Origin of the sequence: Paenibacillus sp. 37 (assembly GCF_008386395.1) — a bacterium.
Classification (GTDB): domain Bacteria; phylum Bacillota; class Bacilli; order Paenibacillales; family Paenibacillaceae; genus Paenibacillus; species Paenibacillus amylolyticus_B.
The window spans coordinates 1,466,431-1,483,570 of the sequence record NZ_CP043761.1; the positions used below are offsets into that span (position 1 = coordinate 1,466,431).

The following is a 17,140-nucleotide window of genomic DNA, read 5'->3' on the forward strand; positions in this document are numbered from 1 at the left end:
GAGAGTGACATCCAATCAGCAATTTATAGATCAGAATGCTCTAATCTGTCTATACTTGTACCCGGGAACGCTTGAATCGAATGGTGTAAAATGCTGAACAAACGGCAATTTGCCGCATAAAGGGTGTGAGAAACATGCAAACGAGAAGTTCGGGCAACACACAGGGCATTGACGTCTCCCGATACCAGAGCAATATTGACTGGGCGAAGGTGAAGGCAAGTGGCATGACATTTGTATTCATCAAGGCAACTGAGGGACAGACATATACCGATCCCAATTATCAGAACAATGTAACCGGTGCACTGGCGGCGGGCATGCTGGTGGGAACCTATCACTTCTTCCGCGCGACATCTACTGATGGTGCCAAAGCTGAAGCGGCACATTACGCCAATACGCTTAACAAAGTTGGAGGCGCCAAAGCGTTACAACTGCCACCCGTCATGGACTACGAGAACAACCCCGGCAACCTGAGCAAAGCGCAGATGAATACGGTTGCCAAAGCTTTTTTAACCGAACTACAACGTCTGACAGGTGTAAAACCGATCATATACACGGGCAATTCATTTGCCGGGAATTTTGACACATCACTCAGCTCATACGATCTGTGGATCGCGCGTTACAGCAACACCCGTGTACCGGAAGACCAACCGGCATGGAAGCGTTGGACGTTCTGGCAGTATACGGATTCAGGCAAGGTGAATGGCATTAGTGGCAACGTGGATATGAATGAATTCGAGGGAACAGCGGCACAGCTCAGAGCAAGATACGCAGCAGCCACTCCGAACCCCCCGGAGCCATCCAATCCGACGAATCCAAGTCATCCGAATCCACCAACCGAACCACCGAAAGGGGGCGAACCGATGACAGCCGAAGAGAAAGCAGCGTTTGATGCGCTCAAATCCCAGGTCGACAAACTGCAGGCGCGTCAGCAAATGGAAGTTCCAGTATGGGCAAAAGCAGCTGTGGATGCAGCACTGGCATATGACACCAAAAATCCATTGTTCAGCATCGATAATGGGGCGAGTTATGATTTTTACCGTTTTATTACCGTGATGCATCGCAGAGGTTTGTTTAAAAAGTTAGCTGATTCTTAGCAAATTAAAATTTTTATTTTATTTAAATGTGGATTGAGTGGAGAAGGAACACGGGACGTTTCTTGTCGAACTGTGTTCCTTTTTTGTGTTTTATGTAAGTAATATTAACGCATATAATAAAGTTGAAGACTTATGTCTGTAAATCTCTTGTCTAATTGATTAATGTGATGTAAAGTAAGTTACACGAAATTGTTTTTCACCACAGTTTATTTACACAATCCTCCTCATCATGACAAAACCATAACATATGAAGTTATTGTAATGTCTCTCTGTTGTACAATCCAACATCTCAAGATCTCGTTCATACGTTATACACATCCAATCTGCAAGAGATAACCACCCTAATAAACAACTCACACATCTAAACTACCTAGCCTATGTAGAGTTTCTTTCGTCCGTATTGCAAACGATACCTAGTCCAGCTCCCACACTGCATACTCAAAACGACCCGCACCCGCTCAAGGGATAGGTTTGATTGCAGAGCCAGCAGCGTAGTATCTATATGCCCATCTGTAATTTTAATCTACTGATTTGAACATGCTCTTATCGGTCTGTAACCGTTTGCTGTTGCTTATTGACCTAAGTTCAAATAAAACGCAACCATCATAAGCAGCAATCTCATTCAATTTCATAGATTCATCTCACAAGATACGTTGTTGAAGCTTTTTCTTTTTCTATAAAAGTATTTAACCGATGTCCTCAATCCTGTGCACGATCTGATATTTGCCTGTATTCCATACGTATCCCATGCTGTTTTTACATTTCACATACATGCCTTACTTTTCCCAGAACATTAATTCAGGTATCTCAGGCATTTAAAGCCTTTTATATGATACAGAGCACCAAACCGATTGCCAACATTGGAGATCTTTCGTGCCAGCATCACACACATTATGAGACAGGGAAGGGTGTTGTACGTATGCGAATGAGAAAGAAATGGATGTCCGGTTTTTTGACTCTTGCTTTGAGCACCGTCTTGGTGTTGTCAGGCTGTTCGAGCAATGAGGGGGCTGGGAATTCGCCTGCTCCGGCGGAAGGCAGCGAGCCACCAGCCGAAGTGACAGAAGCGCAAGATACGATGATCATGGGGCGTGGCGGGGATTCCGTTGCACTCGACCCGGCAATTGTGACCGATGGAGAGTCGCTGAAGATTGGACATCAGGTGTTTGATTCGTTGCTGGACTACAAGGAAGGCGGAACAGAGGTCGTTCCTGGGCTTGCAGAGAGTTGGGAGATTTCGGCGGATGGGCTCAAGTATGTGTTTAAGCTGAAGTCCGGTGTGAAATTCCATGATGGTACGGACTTCAACGCAGAGGCTGTTGTGTTCAACTTCAACCGCTGGGGCGACCCGGCGAGTGAATATAAATTCGAAGGAGATTCCTTCGATTATTATGATTCCATGTTTGGTCCAGAGGACGGACGTGTGATCAAGGAAGTGAAGGCGACGGACGAGACTACGGTGGAGTTCACATTGAACCAGCCACAAGCGCCTTTCCTGCAAAATATTGCGATGACGCCATTTGGCATTGCCAGCCCAAAAGCGATTCAGGAGAAAAAAGAAAACTTCAAGAGCGAGCCTGTGGGCACCGGCCCATTTGTATTCAAAGAGTGGAAGCGTAACGACTCCATCACCCTGGAGAAAAACGCGGATTATTGGAAAGAAGGACTACCGAAGCTGAACAAAGTAATCGTGCGTTCGATTCCGGATAACACCGCTCGCTTCAATGCCCTGCAAAACGGTGAGATTGATGTCATGGAAGACTTGAACCCAGACGATCTGTCCATCCTTGAAGGCAATAGCGAGTTGCAGAAGATTGAGCGTCCACCGTTCAACGTGGCGTATATCGGCTTTAACTTCAAGAAGAAACCATTTGATAATGTCAAAGTCAGACAAGCCCTCAACCATGCGGTGAACAAGCAGGCCCTTATTGATGCGTTCTTTGCTGGACAAGCTGAGCCTGCTGTCAACCCGATGCCGCCAACGCTGTGGGGGTACAACGATACGATTGAGGATTACCCATATGATCTGGAAAAAGCAAAAGCTCTATTGGCCGAGGCTGGCTTCCCTGATGGTTTGCCTGATCCGGTAACCTTCTATGCCATGCCGGTATCCCGCCCGTATATGCCTGATGGCAAGAAGGTTGCGGAAGCGATCCAGGCTGATTTTGAGAAAATTGGCGTGACCACAAACATTGAATCCCCAGAATGGGCGACGTATCTGGATGATGCCAAAGCCGGAGAGAAAGACGATATCTACATGCTCGGCTGGACGGGGGATAACGGGGACCCGGATAACTTCCTGTACACGTTGCTGGACAAAGACGCCATTCCGGGCAACAACCGTAGCTTCTATGTCAACGAAGAGTTGCATGTGCTGCTGACCGATGCGCAGAAAGAAACAGATCAGGAGAAACGTGCGGAGCTTTACAAACATGCGCAGGCAATTATCAAGGAAGACGCACCGTGGATTCCACTCGTGCACACCACGCCAATTCTGGCGGGTAAATCGAACCTGAAAGGTTTTGTACCATCTCCGCTGGGCAGTGAATCCTATGCTGGTGCCTACTTCGAATAATACAGACATAAGCTGAATTTATCCATTTCAGGATAACGGAGAGTGGAGAATCACTCTGAAGAGGGCACTGCACCTCGGAGTGAGTAGGTGTAAGTTTTCTCTATTAAAGCGCTGGTGAGACGCAATGCTTGGCAGAACCCACATCCGGACGTAACTATCCAAAGCATACGTGTCTGCCAGCGCTTTTTATTTTGCACGATATGTCGAAGGCAGGTGAGCAGGATTGAACAGCTATATTGTCAAACGTGTGCTTGTGTTGCTGCCCGTACTGCTGGGCATGACCCTGATTGTCTTTTCCATCATCCATGCCATTCCGGGTGACCCGGCCGAGACCATACTTGGGCAAAAGGCAACCGAACAATCCAAGCAGGCCCTTCGTGACCAGCTCGGTCTGGATAAACCCTGGTTCCAGCAGTATTTCGCCTACTTGGGCGATTTGCTCAAAGGCGACCTTGGAACATCTATCCGCACTAAGGTGCCTATTGCCCAGGAAATTGTGCCTTATCTGACAGCTACCCTCGAATTAACGATGGCAAGTATGTTGTTTGCTGTCATTATTGGGGTGAATGCCGGGATTGTCAGTGCATGGAAGCACAACTCCTGGTTTGATTATTGCTGTATGGTCATTGCTCTAGTGGGTGTATCCATGCCGATCTTCTGGCTCGGTCTCATGGAACAATGGTTGTTTGCGAACAAGTTACAGTGGCTGCCGTCCATTGGACGCATGAATGCACGTGATCCGGTGGAAGCCATTACGGGCTTGTATGTGTTGGATACGATGATCGCTGGACAATGGAATCAGTTGTGGACCGTAACGAAACATCTAATTCTGCCAAGTGTGGCACTGGGTACGATCCCGATGGCTGTTATTGCCCGGATGACTCGTTCCAGCATGCTGGAAGTGATGAGTTCCGATTACATTCGTACAGCAAAGGCGAAGGGACTGGGTCCGTTTTTTGTCGTATATGGACATGCACTCAAAAATGCGTTTATCCCTGTGCTTACGGTTATCGGTATCCAGACCGGATCGTTGCTCGGGGGTGCAGTGCTGACCGAGACGATCTTTGCTTGGCCAGGCGTGGGACGTTATATATATGAAGCGATTAGTTCGCGGGACTATCCGGTGATCCAGAGTGGCATTCTGATCGTGGCGTTCTTTTTCGTGGTGATCAATCTGATTGTGGACTTGCTCTACGCCGTGTTTGATCCTCGGATTAGTTATAAATAGGGAATTCATCAATCATTCATATCCATGAAAGGAGACGCCGCATGGCCAAATTATCGACCAATACCGGACCATCCATTGATGCTGCGTCGGCGAGCACATCCGGTCCCTGGCGGGAAGCGTGGAGAACGTTTCGGAGAAATCGGCTTGCGCTTGCAGGCCTGATTATTATCGTTTTTTTTATCCTGTTGGCCTTCCTCGCGCCATACATTGCACCTTACGATTACAAGGAACAGGTGCTGGTGGATCGGCTTCAGGCCCCTTCGGCAGAGCATTGGTTTGGTACCGATGATCTGGGGCGTGACGTATTTTCCAGAGTGCTGCATGGGGCGCGTATTTCCTTGTGGGTAGGGTTCTTCTCCGTCATTGGTTCCATTATCGCGGGTACGCTGCTTGGTTTGATTGCCGGATTTTATGGAAAATGGGCGGACATGCTTATCTCGCGTTTATTTGATATCTTGCTCGCCTTTCCGGGGATTTTGCTGGCCATCGCCATTGTGGCGATATTGGGCCCGTCGTTGCAGAATGCACTGCTCGCCATCGCCATCGTGAACATCCCGACCTATGGAAGGTTGGTGCGTTCACGGGTACTCAGCTTGAGACAGGAGGAATTCATTACGTCGGCACGGACACTTGGAGCGGGCAACGGTCGAATCTTGTTTCGCCACATCTTGCCCAACAGCCTTACTCCTCTGATCGTGCAAGGTACACTCGGAATTGGGACTGCGATCATCGAAGCTGCTGCACTCGGATTTCTAGGTATGGGCGCACAACCACCCGATCCCGAATGGGGTAAAATGCTGTCAGACTCCCGTCAGTTTATACAAAAAGCACCGTGGACACTGATCTTCCCCGGCGTTTCCATTATGTTGACCGTTCTCGGCTTCAACCTAATGGGTGATGGACTGCGCGATACGCTTGATCCGAAAATGGCGAAAAAGTAGAAGTTTCTAATTCTAACCGTAATTGTTTCTTCTATGCCGGTTCGAACTTTGGTTCGAGGCGGCTTTTGTTTTACCTACGGGATTACGTTAAAATGATTGGTGATGTGCAAAAGTAGAGGGGTTATTCGATCTTTTAGTTAAAATAACCGCCTGCGTATTGACACCCAATTTTCCCATATGTTATATAAAAGGAAGGGTTTAGCACTCCGATCATTAGAGTGCTAACAAATGATGTTTTTACTATACGCCTACATATGGAATGATTCTGTTTTTGAAAATAGATATTGAACCTGAGTAGGACATGCGAAGCCGAGGGGCACACAGACCTGAAGAAGCGAAATGTTTGCTTAATCAACAGACTCCATCTAAATAGAAGGCTCTAATCCTCATACAAGTTCCTGATTAAATGCAAAAGTAGTGCAGGGGACGAAATCGATTTGGAGGAAGCGAAGCGTTCGCCTAAAAGCTTTCTGAAAGAAAGCTGCTTCGGAAGCATACGCTATCACCGGATTTCTCCTTTTTTAAAAGGGAATCAAAGAAATCTGGGGATAACAGCGATCCGAAAAACGATTCGTAACCGGAACGGCGACATGGCAAAACGTCATGCATTTTGAAGATTAGCAATCTATTGGATCTAATGATCAAGCGTTTAAGCTTCGAATGATGTTCTGGTACCCGTAAGTTCTGCATGAAACACTCAAGGATTTACTTTCTATTTTCAATCAAATCATTCGATATCCAAATTTGAAAGGAGTCCAACCACTCATGGCTAAAAAAGAATTCCAGGCAGAATCCAAACGTTTGCTGGATATGATGATCAACTCCATTTATACCCAAAGAGAAATCTTTTTGAGAGAATTGATCTCCAACTCCAGTGACGCCATTGATAAAATTTATTACAGAGCACTGACAGACGATACGCTCGTTTTCAACAAAGAGGACTACTTCATCAAGCTTACGATCGACAAAGAAAATCGCACGCTCACACTGACGGATACCGGTATCGGGATGACGCAGGAAGAGCTGGAGAACAATCTGGGCGTTATCGCGAAGAGTGGTTCCCTGGCGTTCAAGAAGGAAAATGAAGCCAAAGACGGCCATAATATCATCGGACAATTCGGGGTTGGTTTCTACTCGGCATTTATGGTGGCGGACAAGCTGGCCGTAACGAGTAAAACGCTGGGCAGCGACGAAGCTTGGAAATGGGAATCCGAAGGCGCGGATGGTTACACGATCACACCAGCTGAGAAAGATTCCGTAGGTACAGAGATCGTGCTGACGATCAAAGAGAATACCGAAGAAGATTCGTATGACGAGTTTTTGGAAGAGTACCGCCTGAGATCCATCATCAAGAAATACTCCGACTTCATTCGCTACCCGATCAAGATGGATGTGACGGGTCAACGTCCGAAAGAGGGCACAGAGAACGAGTTCGAAGAGTACCAAGAAGAACAAACCGTGAACAGCATGGTGCCGATCTGGCGTAAAAATAAAAGCGAACTGACCGAAGAAGACTACAATAACTTCTATATGGAAAAACGCTACGGTTTTGACAAACCGCTCAAACACCTGCACATCAGCGCAGATGGCGCAGTGGTATACAATGCAATCCTGTTCATTCCGGAGAACACGCCGTTTGACTACTATACTAAAGAGTATGAAAAAGGCCTTGAACTCTACTCCAACGGTGTATTGATCATGGATAAATGCGGGGATCTGTTGCCAGATTACTTTGGATTTGTCAAAGGTATGGTGGATTCGGAAGACCTGTCCCTGAACATCTCCCGTGAGATGTTGCAACATGACCGTCAGCTTAGCCTGATCGCGAAGAACATTAAGAACAAAATCAAGAGTCAACTGCAAAGCCTGCTGAAGGACGAGCGTGAGAACTACGAGAAGTTCTACCAAGCGTTTGGTCGTCAATTGAAATACGGTGTATACAGCGACTATGGTGTGAATAAGGATACATTGCAGGATCTGCTGTTGTTCACGTCTTCCAAAGAGAGCAAACTCGTGAGCTTGGACGAATACGTCTCCAGAATGCCGGAAGATCAGAAGTACATCTACTATGCATCTGGTGAATCGATTAGCCGTATTGAGAAGCTGCCACAGATCGAGGGTGTTCTTGAGAAAGGGTACGAAGTATTGTACTTTACTGATGACATCGACGAGTTTGCAATCAAGATGATCACGAACTACAAGGAGAAAGAATTCAAATCCATCTCCAGTGGTGACCTGGGGATCGAAGATAGCGCGGACAAAGAAGAAACGGACGCACAGGACAACGACAACAAAGAGTTGTTTGAAGCGATGAAAGCTCAATTGGCGGGTAAAGTCAAAGCCGTTAAAGCTTCCAAACGTCTCAGAAGCCACCCGGTATGTTTGTCTACTGAAGGTGAGCTGACGATTGAAATGGAGAAAATCCTGAAAGCTATGCCGAACAGTGAAAACGTACAAGCCGACAAAGTACTTGAAATCAACGTAAATCACGATGTATTCAAATCGTTGAAAGACGCTTTCGCACAGGATCAGGAAAAACTGAACCTCTACACAAGCCTGCTGTACCATCAGGCATTGCTGATCGAGGGATTGCCAATTCAGGACCCAGTAGAGTTCACTAACGATATCTGTAAGGTTATGGTGTAAACTACCGCAATAACGTAGTGATGTCACAACGGCGCACTGAATCAAAAGTAATGGAATGTTCCATGCAGTTTACAGGTGAAAGGCTCAGAGCTTATATAGCCTGGAAACTACAAGATATCTTTGAATTCACCATCTCCACCCCGACAGGGCGTTTCAGTCCTGTCGTTTTTTTTGTTTTTACCCACAACGGGTAGGAGTGGGGGAGACAGACCATCATTGCAGCGATGATGAAAATCGTAATGAAATTCTTTAGCCTTTCAAAATTTTGAAGAATTCTCCCTTTATAGGGAATGTAATGACATTTAAATTGGGAGTGAATCAAACAGCAAAAGTAGTGAAGGGGACGGAATTGATTCTGAAGAAGCGGAGTGGTCGCCTTTGTCTCAGGGTTTTCCCCTTAATATAGGGGATTCAGAAAACCCGGAGACAACAGCGATCATAAGAACGATCCGTAACCGGAACGGCCACCTGCTGGCACCGTGAATACTTAGGGTTGTTCTGCCATGTGAGCAAGCATATGTGAATAATGAGTTCAATATGAATCATTGTCATTTAGATGCACGGATGATAGTCTGGCAGGGTATAATAAGAGAGGATGACTGTTCATTACAAGTTGATGTAAGAAGAGATGACAATCGCAGACAGGTTTTACTTTTCGAAACCACAGATGTTGTGTATAATCACTCAAAATAGAGACAGTCGGCTAGGAGTGATCCCCATGCAATGGAACGATCTGAGAGAACATAGACAATATCCTGAATTAACCAAATTGGATGGATCTCGTGCAGCGTATGAACGGGACTATTCGAGACTCATTCATTCACCGACCTTCCGTCGGTTACAGGGCAAATCGCAGGTGTTTGGCGCAGGAACGGGCGATTATTATCGTACTCGCTTGACCCATTCCCTGGAGGTGGCACAGATTGCACGAGAGGCTGCCCGAAGTTTGATTCGCCGTTTTCCTGAGGTAGACTGGGACCGCGCGGACAACCCCGGCCTTATTATTGATTCAGAAGTGGTGGAGTGCGCTGCAATCGCACATGACTTCGGTCACCCGCCGTTTGGACATAAAGGTGAAGAAGTATTGGATGGTATTCTGGATGACCTCATTAACACCGAGGCTAAGAAAATCATGAAAAAAAGCCGCAGCGCCAAAGTTCCCAAGGTGGAGTCTGAAGTCCGTGCCGAGCTAAAACGGAAATACGAGCATTTTGAAGGCAATGCACACAATTTCCGTCTCATTATGCACTTGGAGAAGCGTGAAGATATCGACGGACTGAACCTGTCTGATGCGGTATTACTAGGAATCAACAAGTATCCGTACCCCGGGACAGAGAGCAAGAAAGGCATGTATCATCATGAGTGGCAATATATTCGGGAGATCCGTGAACGCTGGAACGTGCCGGCAGGCAAGAAGACGCTGGAAGCACAGTTGATGGACCTTTGCGACGATATTGCGTACTCTTCACATGACCTGGAGGATGGCATCAAAGCAGGCAAAATTGAAGTACATGAGCATTTCCTGCAAGATCCGCATGTGAATCGACTGATTGTGGATAAGATTACAACGCTGGAGGATCTGTTCTGGAACGGATGGACCCGAGAAGCGATTGGGCAAAAGGTAGAAGAGGTCCTCGCTTCGTTCCTGCGCATCTGGAATGAGAAGATGCCGTTCTGCGAGCATGATTACTCGCGTACCCGTCGTGAAGTGAAAGCGTATTGGGTGAGCTTTTTTGTAGGTAGCCTGGGCGTTATTGACGACGGCGACTGGAAGAAGGTAACTTTTGTCCGTGAAGGGGCTGAAGACCTCGATATGTTGCGTACGGTGAGTGTGCTCAAGAGTTTTGCCTGGGTAACCATGATTCGTGACCTGCGTGTGCAGCGGCTACAGAAGCGAAGTGAATGGATGATTAAGCGATTATGGGATGCATTTCTTGATCCAGAAACGTCCAAATCCATTATTCCATCCGACTGGCTGCAGCGTTATGAGAAGGATCAGGCAAAAGCCCAGCCGATCTGGACTTGGGAACACATGGTGATCGATTATATCGCAGGAATGACGGATGCATTTGCCGAGAAAATATATAATGAACTCTACGGTCTGAAGGTGGGTTCGATCTACGATCTGGATTAAAATGAACCGATATAAAGGGAGATGAGACGCGTGGCTAAGCGAATGAGTGAGACGTTCAGTCTGGGCGTACTTGACCTTGTTCCAAGGTTAAACGATGCCACAGCGGAACAGGCACTTCAACAATCGGTTACACTTGCGCAACATGCCGAGTCTTGGGGATACACCCGATACTGGACATCAGAGCATCATGATATGGCTGAACTGGCATCGGCCTCTCCCGAAGTACTGCTATCCCACATCGGAGCAAGAACGACAACGATCCAGCTTGGCTCTGGAGCGGTCCTGTTGCCACACTACAGTCCGCTCAAGGTTGCAGAGTCGTTCCGTCTCCTGGCTACCCTCTATCCGGGGCGCATTGAGCTTGGGCTCGGACGTGCTCCTGGCGGTGGTCCTCATGCGACGATGGCACTCAGTGGCAATTACTTGCAACATGTGTCCAAGCTGCCCGAATCACTTGCAGCACTGACGGAACTGCTTGAAGATCGATATACCTACGAGGATCATCCTGTGACGGCTCGTCCGATTCCCAAGCTTCCGTTATCACTCTGGATGTTGGGAACTAACGTGAAGAGTGCAGAATTTGCGGCACGGTTTGGCATGGGATATGTATTTGGTCAATTCATGAGTGATGCCGATGGTACAGAGGCTGTAAAGCGATACCGGGAAGGATTTATTCCTAGTGCAACGATGAAGGAGCCTGAGGTTATGGTGGCAGTCAGCGTATTGTGTGCCGAGTCGGAGACGGATGCTATGGCCTGGAGTCGTGACATGATGGAGAGACGCGAGGCAAATGGGAAAGAACGTTCAACTGAGCCGAATTCAAGTGGTATCACGGTCTCTAACACGAATGATGCAGCCGTTATTGATCATAAAGAATCGGTGCGGCACTATGCAGGTACACCTGAACAGGTATGGGCTCGATTGCAACAGGTGAGTAGCAGGTTGGATACGGAGAGGTTGCTTCTGGTTACGGCAGGACCAGATTATGAGCGCAGGTTGGATTCATATCGATTGCTGGCTGAGCATAAGACGGCAATACTGAACTAGGCTGATCGCTTTATGATGTTAGCCGTTGAAATCCGAACAAACCGAAGAGCTGCAGCTCTTCGGTTTGAACTTTGTCAAGATTCAACAATCTTTTACAAAACCAAGCATCTTAATGACAAAATAATGTTATAATACTTTACGTCTATTTTCCTATCGATATAATATAGATAAGTTCTTTTGACAAGAGGTCAAAAGAAGGGGAAAACAATGACAAACGCACCTGCATTCGGGATGACCGAAGAGGTCAAGGGGGAAATCATATGTTCAGCAGATTCAAGATCAAGAGTATCGGTCTGCGTATCAGCATCGCGTTCTACTTGTTAATCCTCTGTTTAATTGTTTTGAGTGTCACGATTGTCACCCGGATGAATTCAATTGAAACCAATACTAATGAAATTACGAACAATTGGATGCCATCAATCCAGCAAATTAATCGGTTAAACTATACCACAGAGCATGTCCTGTCACTAAGTTATCGTCACTTTGACGCGGAAGAAACAGACAAGGCATTTTTGTCAGAAGAGCGTACCAAGTATATTCGTGAGACGACGCAGGCGATTAAAATCTATGATCAGCAGGAGAAGTACGCGGAAGAGCTCGAACACTGGACTGCGTTCAAGAACAAATGGGAAGCATATCTCAAGATTAATACGCAATCGATCAAGCTGAGTGATGAGGGTCAGACACAGCTGGCGAAGGAAGTAGCTGATAAAGGTGCTGATTCCTTTGACACTATGCAAGTCGATCTCGATTATCTCGTGGAGTACAATCAGGAACAGTCCAATCTGGCGGCGGCCCAAACGATCCGATCGGTGCAGGATGGTAGGTTAATCATCATTATCGGTGTTCTTGTCATGATTGTCATTACAGCGATCAGCATTCCGATTATTCGTTCACAGGTCGTGAAACCACTGCTACGTGTCATTAGTGCGGTGAAACTGATTGCAGAAGGCCAACTGAATGTTCAGGACATACATACCAAACATGAGGATGAAGTTGGTGTTCTGGCCAAAGCGGTGAATGACATGAAAGGTAACCTGACTTCCATGGTTCTGAGCGTCAGACGAATTGCGCAAGCTGTCAATCTGCAAAGTGGAGAACTGGCAATATCCTCAGAAGAGGTTAAGATTGGTAGTCGCCAAATTGCTGTGACCATGGAAGAGTCAGCCAAGGCCGCGGAGAGCCAGGCAGAGACAGCCGTGGAATCAGCTCGTACGGTTGAAGTGTTGAATGATCACATTCAGAGTCATACGGAACAAGGTAGCCAGCTGCGCGTCATGTCGGATCTTGTACTGGAGCAAGGGCTGAATGGTCGCAAGGCGATGGAACAGTCGGTGCAGCAGATGCAACAGATTTCCGGTTCGGTCTCGGCTTCCATGAACAAGATGGAACGGTTGAATCGTAAAAATGAAGATATCTCCAAGCTGGTTCAGGTCATTCATGACATTGCACGTCAAACCAATCTGCTGGCATTGAATGCCTCCATTGAGGCAGCACGTGCGGGAGAGAGTGGACGCGGATTCGCTGTAGTTGCATCAGAAGTGCGGAAGTTATCTGAGGCTGTGCAGACTTCGGTCGAAGAGATCACAGCGATTACCGAGGATATTCAGCAGGAGTCACAAGGGGTAGTTGCGGAATTACGTACGGGCGTTCAGGAGACCGAACTGGGTCAGGAACATGTGCTTGCTTCAGGTCAACTCTTCCGTACAATTAACGAATCGGTGGAAGGCATGGTTGGTGTCATCAGCACAATGACAGATGGTCTCGCAGGCATGCAGGAGGCAAGCGGACGAATGAATGATTTCAGTCAGCAGATTTCCGCTGTTTCGGAACAATCGGCAGCGAGTGTGGAAGAAGTTTCTGCATCGGCGGAAGAGCAGGTAAGTTCCATGGAAACGATTAGCGGCAACATTCAAAGTCTGAAAGAATTATCGGAAGATTTGCTTACATCCATTGAAAAATTAAAAATATAACCTTCTTCTTATAATAGAAGAAGCTGGAATTAAGCAGGCGGCGATTGGTGAGAAATCAGTATGATATATGAGCTGTTGGCCTATAACGTTTGCCAGCAAGAATGATTAGGTTTCCAATGTTATAATCTCAAAATAAAGTAAGGCGTTCCTAAACAATGGGAACACCTTATTTTTTTCTTTCCAAATAGATACGTGCAAGGAAATGGATAGTTGTCTAGGGGCCTAACATTGTATACAATGACTACCTGAAGCAAACGTATGAGTCGTATTTGATATGTCTTCAATGAGCTTACTATTTATATAGAAGAAACATGATTAATGAAGGAAGGAGAGGGGGATTTTGCCTGATGAAACACTTGGTATTTACGCTACTTCTGGAAAACACCTCTACACCTTTGCTTGCCACGAGAACGAGCAAGAATTATGCATGCTGGAGCTGAATACGCTGCTTGAACCGAGTTCGGAGATCCCTATGGATATGGGGTCGTATGTGTGGTCTGAACGATGTATTCCACCTGGACGTAGTCCTTTTATCCATGGCAGACTTGACGTGATCGGCGAAGGGGATGCCGTGACTGATTTGCTTCCTCTTGCCAGAGATATTCATCTGTTGCCTGAAGAGACATTTAAGGTGGTTTGTCTGAAAGAAGGGGACCATACACCTGATTATGCACAGTCTCGTCAACTGGAAAAAGAAATCGGCATGTGCATTAAGGGCAAGGCACAGATGAAACAACCTAAGGTGACTTTCGGCCTAATCCAAACAGGAGAAAAATGGATCTTGGGCCAGTGGACAGAAGCGGATCGATCATGGCAGATTCACCGGCAGAAGCCGCAAAATTACTCGACTGGATTTGGCATCACGCTCGCCAGAGCGCTGGTTAATATTGCTGTTCCGAGAGTAGAAAACCATCTCTTGCTTGATCCATGCTGCGGTATGGGAACGGTTGTAATTGAGGCTTTATCCATGGGAATTGATGCAAAAGGTAACGATCTCAATCCGCTGGCTGTCCGAGGTGCACGTATCAATCTGCCGCATTATGGGTATGATTCGGATCGAATCACACTGGGGGATATGAATGAGCTGCAAGATTTGTATGATGCAGCAATTCTGGACATGCCCTATAACCTCTGCTCTGTACTTCCGGATGCTGAGCAACGAGCCATGCTGGAGAGTTTGCGCAGATTGGCAAAACGGGCAGTGATTGTTTCCACAGAGTGGGTAGAAGAGCACTTGTTGGAAGTGGGATGGGCTGTAAAAGAGTACCGAACAGTACACAAAGGCACGTTTATACGTCATATTTGGCTTTGTATGTAAGCGTAAAAAAACAAAAACTCTACCTCTAGGGAAATTTCCAGAGGTAGAGTTTTTTTACTGTGTACATTTCAATTGAACTAATGATTTACACGAGAACGTAGAGGACAGAAATAACCTGAAGAAGCGGAGCGTTCACCTTTATTCACAGATTTTAACCTTTCTACAAGTCAATTAAAAAAATCTGGGAATAACAGTGATCGGAAGGTTGTTCTGTCATCGAAGTTGCAAGTGTAAATATTTTTTAGTTCTATTGATATTGTCGATCTGATTTGCACAATATTGCATGGGAACGGGTGTTTGTGTTAATATTTATGACTATAATCCACAAGGTTCACCGGCAGGGTATCGCCAGCGACGTAAGCTTCCAGATTTTTGACGAAAATATCGACTGCTCGATCCGCGTATTGCTCTGTACTTCCTGCGATATGGGGCGTAATTAACACGTTATCCATGCTCCATAGCGGGTGCTCTGCAGGAAGAGGTTCTTCTTCGAACACGTCCAGTGCAGCGAAAGCAACTTGACCATTTTGGAGTGCATTCAGCAACGCTTCCGTTTTCACACTGGGGCCACGGCCCACATTGACGAAGCAGGCACCGGATCGGAACTGCTCAAATGCAGTTTGATCATATATATGTTTGGTTTCATCAGTTAGCGGTAAAATGTTAATTACATAATCGCCTTGGCTCAAGGCTTCATGTAAACCGGTCATGTCGTACATTTGGTCCACATTGGGGACATCCTTACCTGAGCGGCGAACTCCGATTGTGTGCATGCCGAGTGCTTTGAGAATACGGGCTGTTTCCGTACCGATCTCACCTACACCAACGATGACCGCTGTTTTGCCATGCAGTTCCGGTAGTGGTTTGGCAGGAGCTTTCCATTTGGCCTGTTGTTGATGCAGCATAGCTTGTCTCAGCCAGCGACTGTGGGATAACATCATGCCCAGAATAATTTCGGTGATAGGAATCGCGTGAACTCCATTTGCACTGGTGACCTGAATGTTCTTTTGTTGCAAATCTGCGAAGGGGAGATTGTCTACACCAGCAGACCAGACCTGAACCCACTTCAACAGGCTGTCCTGTTTCAATGCATGCTCTGTGACGAGTGGGGACCAACCTAAAATAACCTCAGCTTCTTTCAACTCAGCGGGATCCAATTCCTTGGCTTTTCCGAATTTCAGGGTGTATCCCGGTGCAGCATTCTGAATGCGCTCTTGCTGTTCTTCGGATAGAGATGGAAAACATACAATTTTACCCATAATGTGTGGTCCTCCTGAGATAAATAGTTTGATGAGTTTGATAATTAAAGTGTATCAGATTTGGTGTTGGATGTGCATTAAGGTGGGAAATGCAGGAATCTAGCCTTATTTGCAAATGGTTATATTTGTGTCACTCTATACTTACCCAACTTGAAACGATATGTATAGTTATGAAATAATAGAGCGAACTTTAGAGAGGTGTATGCAATGAATAACCAATCACATCAGGATCATTCCTCCCGACGGGAAAGATTGTTTGTAGCCATTCGTCTTCCTGTTGCTGTTCAGCAGTCTCTTCAGATGGATGCGAGGCTTGTACAGAACAAGCTGGATTTTCGTAAATGGACAGATCATAGAGATTATCATATAACCTTGCAATTTCTGGGGGATACGTTAGTTAGTGACATCGGACACCTGCGAAAAGCATTGCGCTCAGCAGCAAGCGGATTTGAGCCGTTTGAACTTCAGCTGTCCGACTGGGGCACATTTGGTCTTGAAGAAGCACCTAAGGTGCTTTGGAAAGGTGTTAGCGGAGAAATGGGGCGCTTGTTTTCATTGCAAAAACAAATCGTGCAGACGACTTCGCCGCTGGGGTTTGAAGCTGAATTAAGACCCTATGCTCCCCACATTACCATAGCCAGAAAATATCTGGGACAGCTTCCAGGTAATGAAAATAAAGGGATATCTGGAGTGCTTCCGGAACATTCCACAGGTGTTAATTCATGGATGGTGGAGGACATTGTACTTTATGTGACAAGGCTTGGCCAATCGCCAATGTATGAGGTAGTGGACACGTTCACTTTTTCCTGATAATCATTTTTATGCCATAAAATCACATTGACATAACGTTTATCCCTATGTAATATTAGCCATCGTTATTCAAATTCTTTTTTTTGGGTTACTTAGTTAAGGGAATTGTTTCGAC

The 17,140-nt window shown here is 46.4% G+C and carries 11 protein-coding genes; 10 read left to right on the forward strand and 1 reads right to left on the reverse strand.

Annotated features, from left to right (window positions below; translation table 11 throughout):
- The first annotated feature begins 134 nt into the window (after positions 1-134).
- The 9 genes from F0220_RS06480 to F0220_RS06520 all read left to right on the forward strand — a co-directional run bounded on the left by F0220_RS06480 (position 135) and on the right by F0220_RS06520 (position 14,956).
- On the forward strand, positions 135-1,094 hold the full coding sequence (locus F0220_RS06480) for a glycoside hydrolase family 25 protein (RefSeq protein WP_105597646.1): 960 nt from the start codon (positions 135-137) through the stop codon (positions 1,092-1,094).
- 925 nt (positions 1,095-2,019) lie between these two features.
- Entirely contained in the window at positions 2,020-3,669 is a 1,650-nt protein-coding gene (locus tag F0220_RS06485) for an ABC transporter substrate-binding protein (RefSeq protein WP_105598417.1), read from the forward strand.
- Between the two features lie 223 nt (positions 3,670-3,892).
- Entirely contained in the window at positions 3,893-4,897 is a 1,005-nt protein-coding gene (locus F0220_RS06490; protein ID WP_017690144.1) for an ABC transporter permease, read from the forward strand.
- A gap of 41 nt (positions 4,898-4,938) precedes the next feature.
- Positions 4,939-5,838, forward strand: a complete 900-nt coding sequence (gene nikC, locus F0220_RS06495; RefSeq protein WP_074093899.1) for a nickel transporter permease — start codon at positions 4,939-4,941, stop codon at positions 5,836-5,838.
- Positions 5,839-6,603: 765 nt separating this feature from the next.
- Positions 6,604-8,484, forward strand: coding sequence for a molecular chaperone HtpG (gene htpG, locus F0220_RS06500; protein WP_105597647.1), 1,881 nt, complete (start codon positions 6,604-6,606; stop codon positions 8,482-8,484).
- A gap of 718 nt (positions 8,485-9,202) precedes the next feature.
- Positions 9,203-10,618, forward strand: a complete 1,416-nt coding sequence (locus F0220_RS06505) for a deoxyguanosinetriphosphate triphosphohydrolase family protein (RefSeq protein ID WP_105597648.1) — start codon at positions 9,203-9,205, stop codon at positions 10,616-10,618.
- Between the two features lie 21 nt (positions 10,619-10,639).
- Positions 10,640-11,665, forward strand: a complete 1,026-nt coding sequence (locus F0220_RS06510; RefSeq protein ID WP_181155314.1) for an MsnO8 family LLM class oxidoreductase — start codon at positions 10,640-10,642, stop codon at positions 11,663-11,665.
- A gap of 260 nt (positions 11,666-11,925) precedes the next feature.
- A complete protein-coding gene (locus F0220_RS06515) occupies positions 11,926-13,638 on the forward strand; it encodes a methyl-accepting chemotaxis protein (protein ID WP_105597649.1) in 1,713 nt (570 codons plus the stop codon).
- A gap of 340 nt (positions 13,639-13,978) precedes the next feature.
- Positions 13,979-14,956 (forward strand): TRM11 family SAM-dependent methyltransferase, encoded by a 978-nt coding sequence (locus tag F0220_RS06520; protein WP_091015459.1) that lies wholly within the window; start codon positions 13,979-13,981, stop codon positions 14,954-14,956.
- 302 nt (positions 14,957-15,258) lie between these two features.
- Here the strand turns inward: F0220_RS06520 and F0220_RS06525 are convergent, their stop codons facing one another.
- Complete coding sequence (locus F0220_RS06525) at positions 15,259-16,215, reverse strand: D-2-hydroxyacid dehydrogenase (protein WP_105597650.1); 957 nt, start codon at positions 16,213-16,215, stop codon at positions 15,259-15,261.
- Positions 16,216-16,422: 207 nt separating this feature from the next.
- On the opposite strand from F0220_RS06525, the gene thpR reads away from it, so the two are divergent.
- A complete protein-coding gene (gene thpR, locus F0220_RS06530; protein WP_105597651.1) occupies positions 16,423-17,025 on the forward strand; it encodes an RNA 2',3'-cyclic phosphodiesterase in 603 nt (200 codons plus the stop codon).
- Positions 17,026-17,140 lie beyond the last annotated feature (115 nt).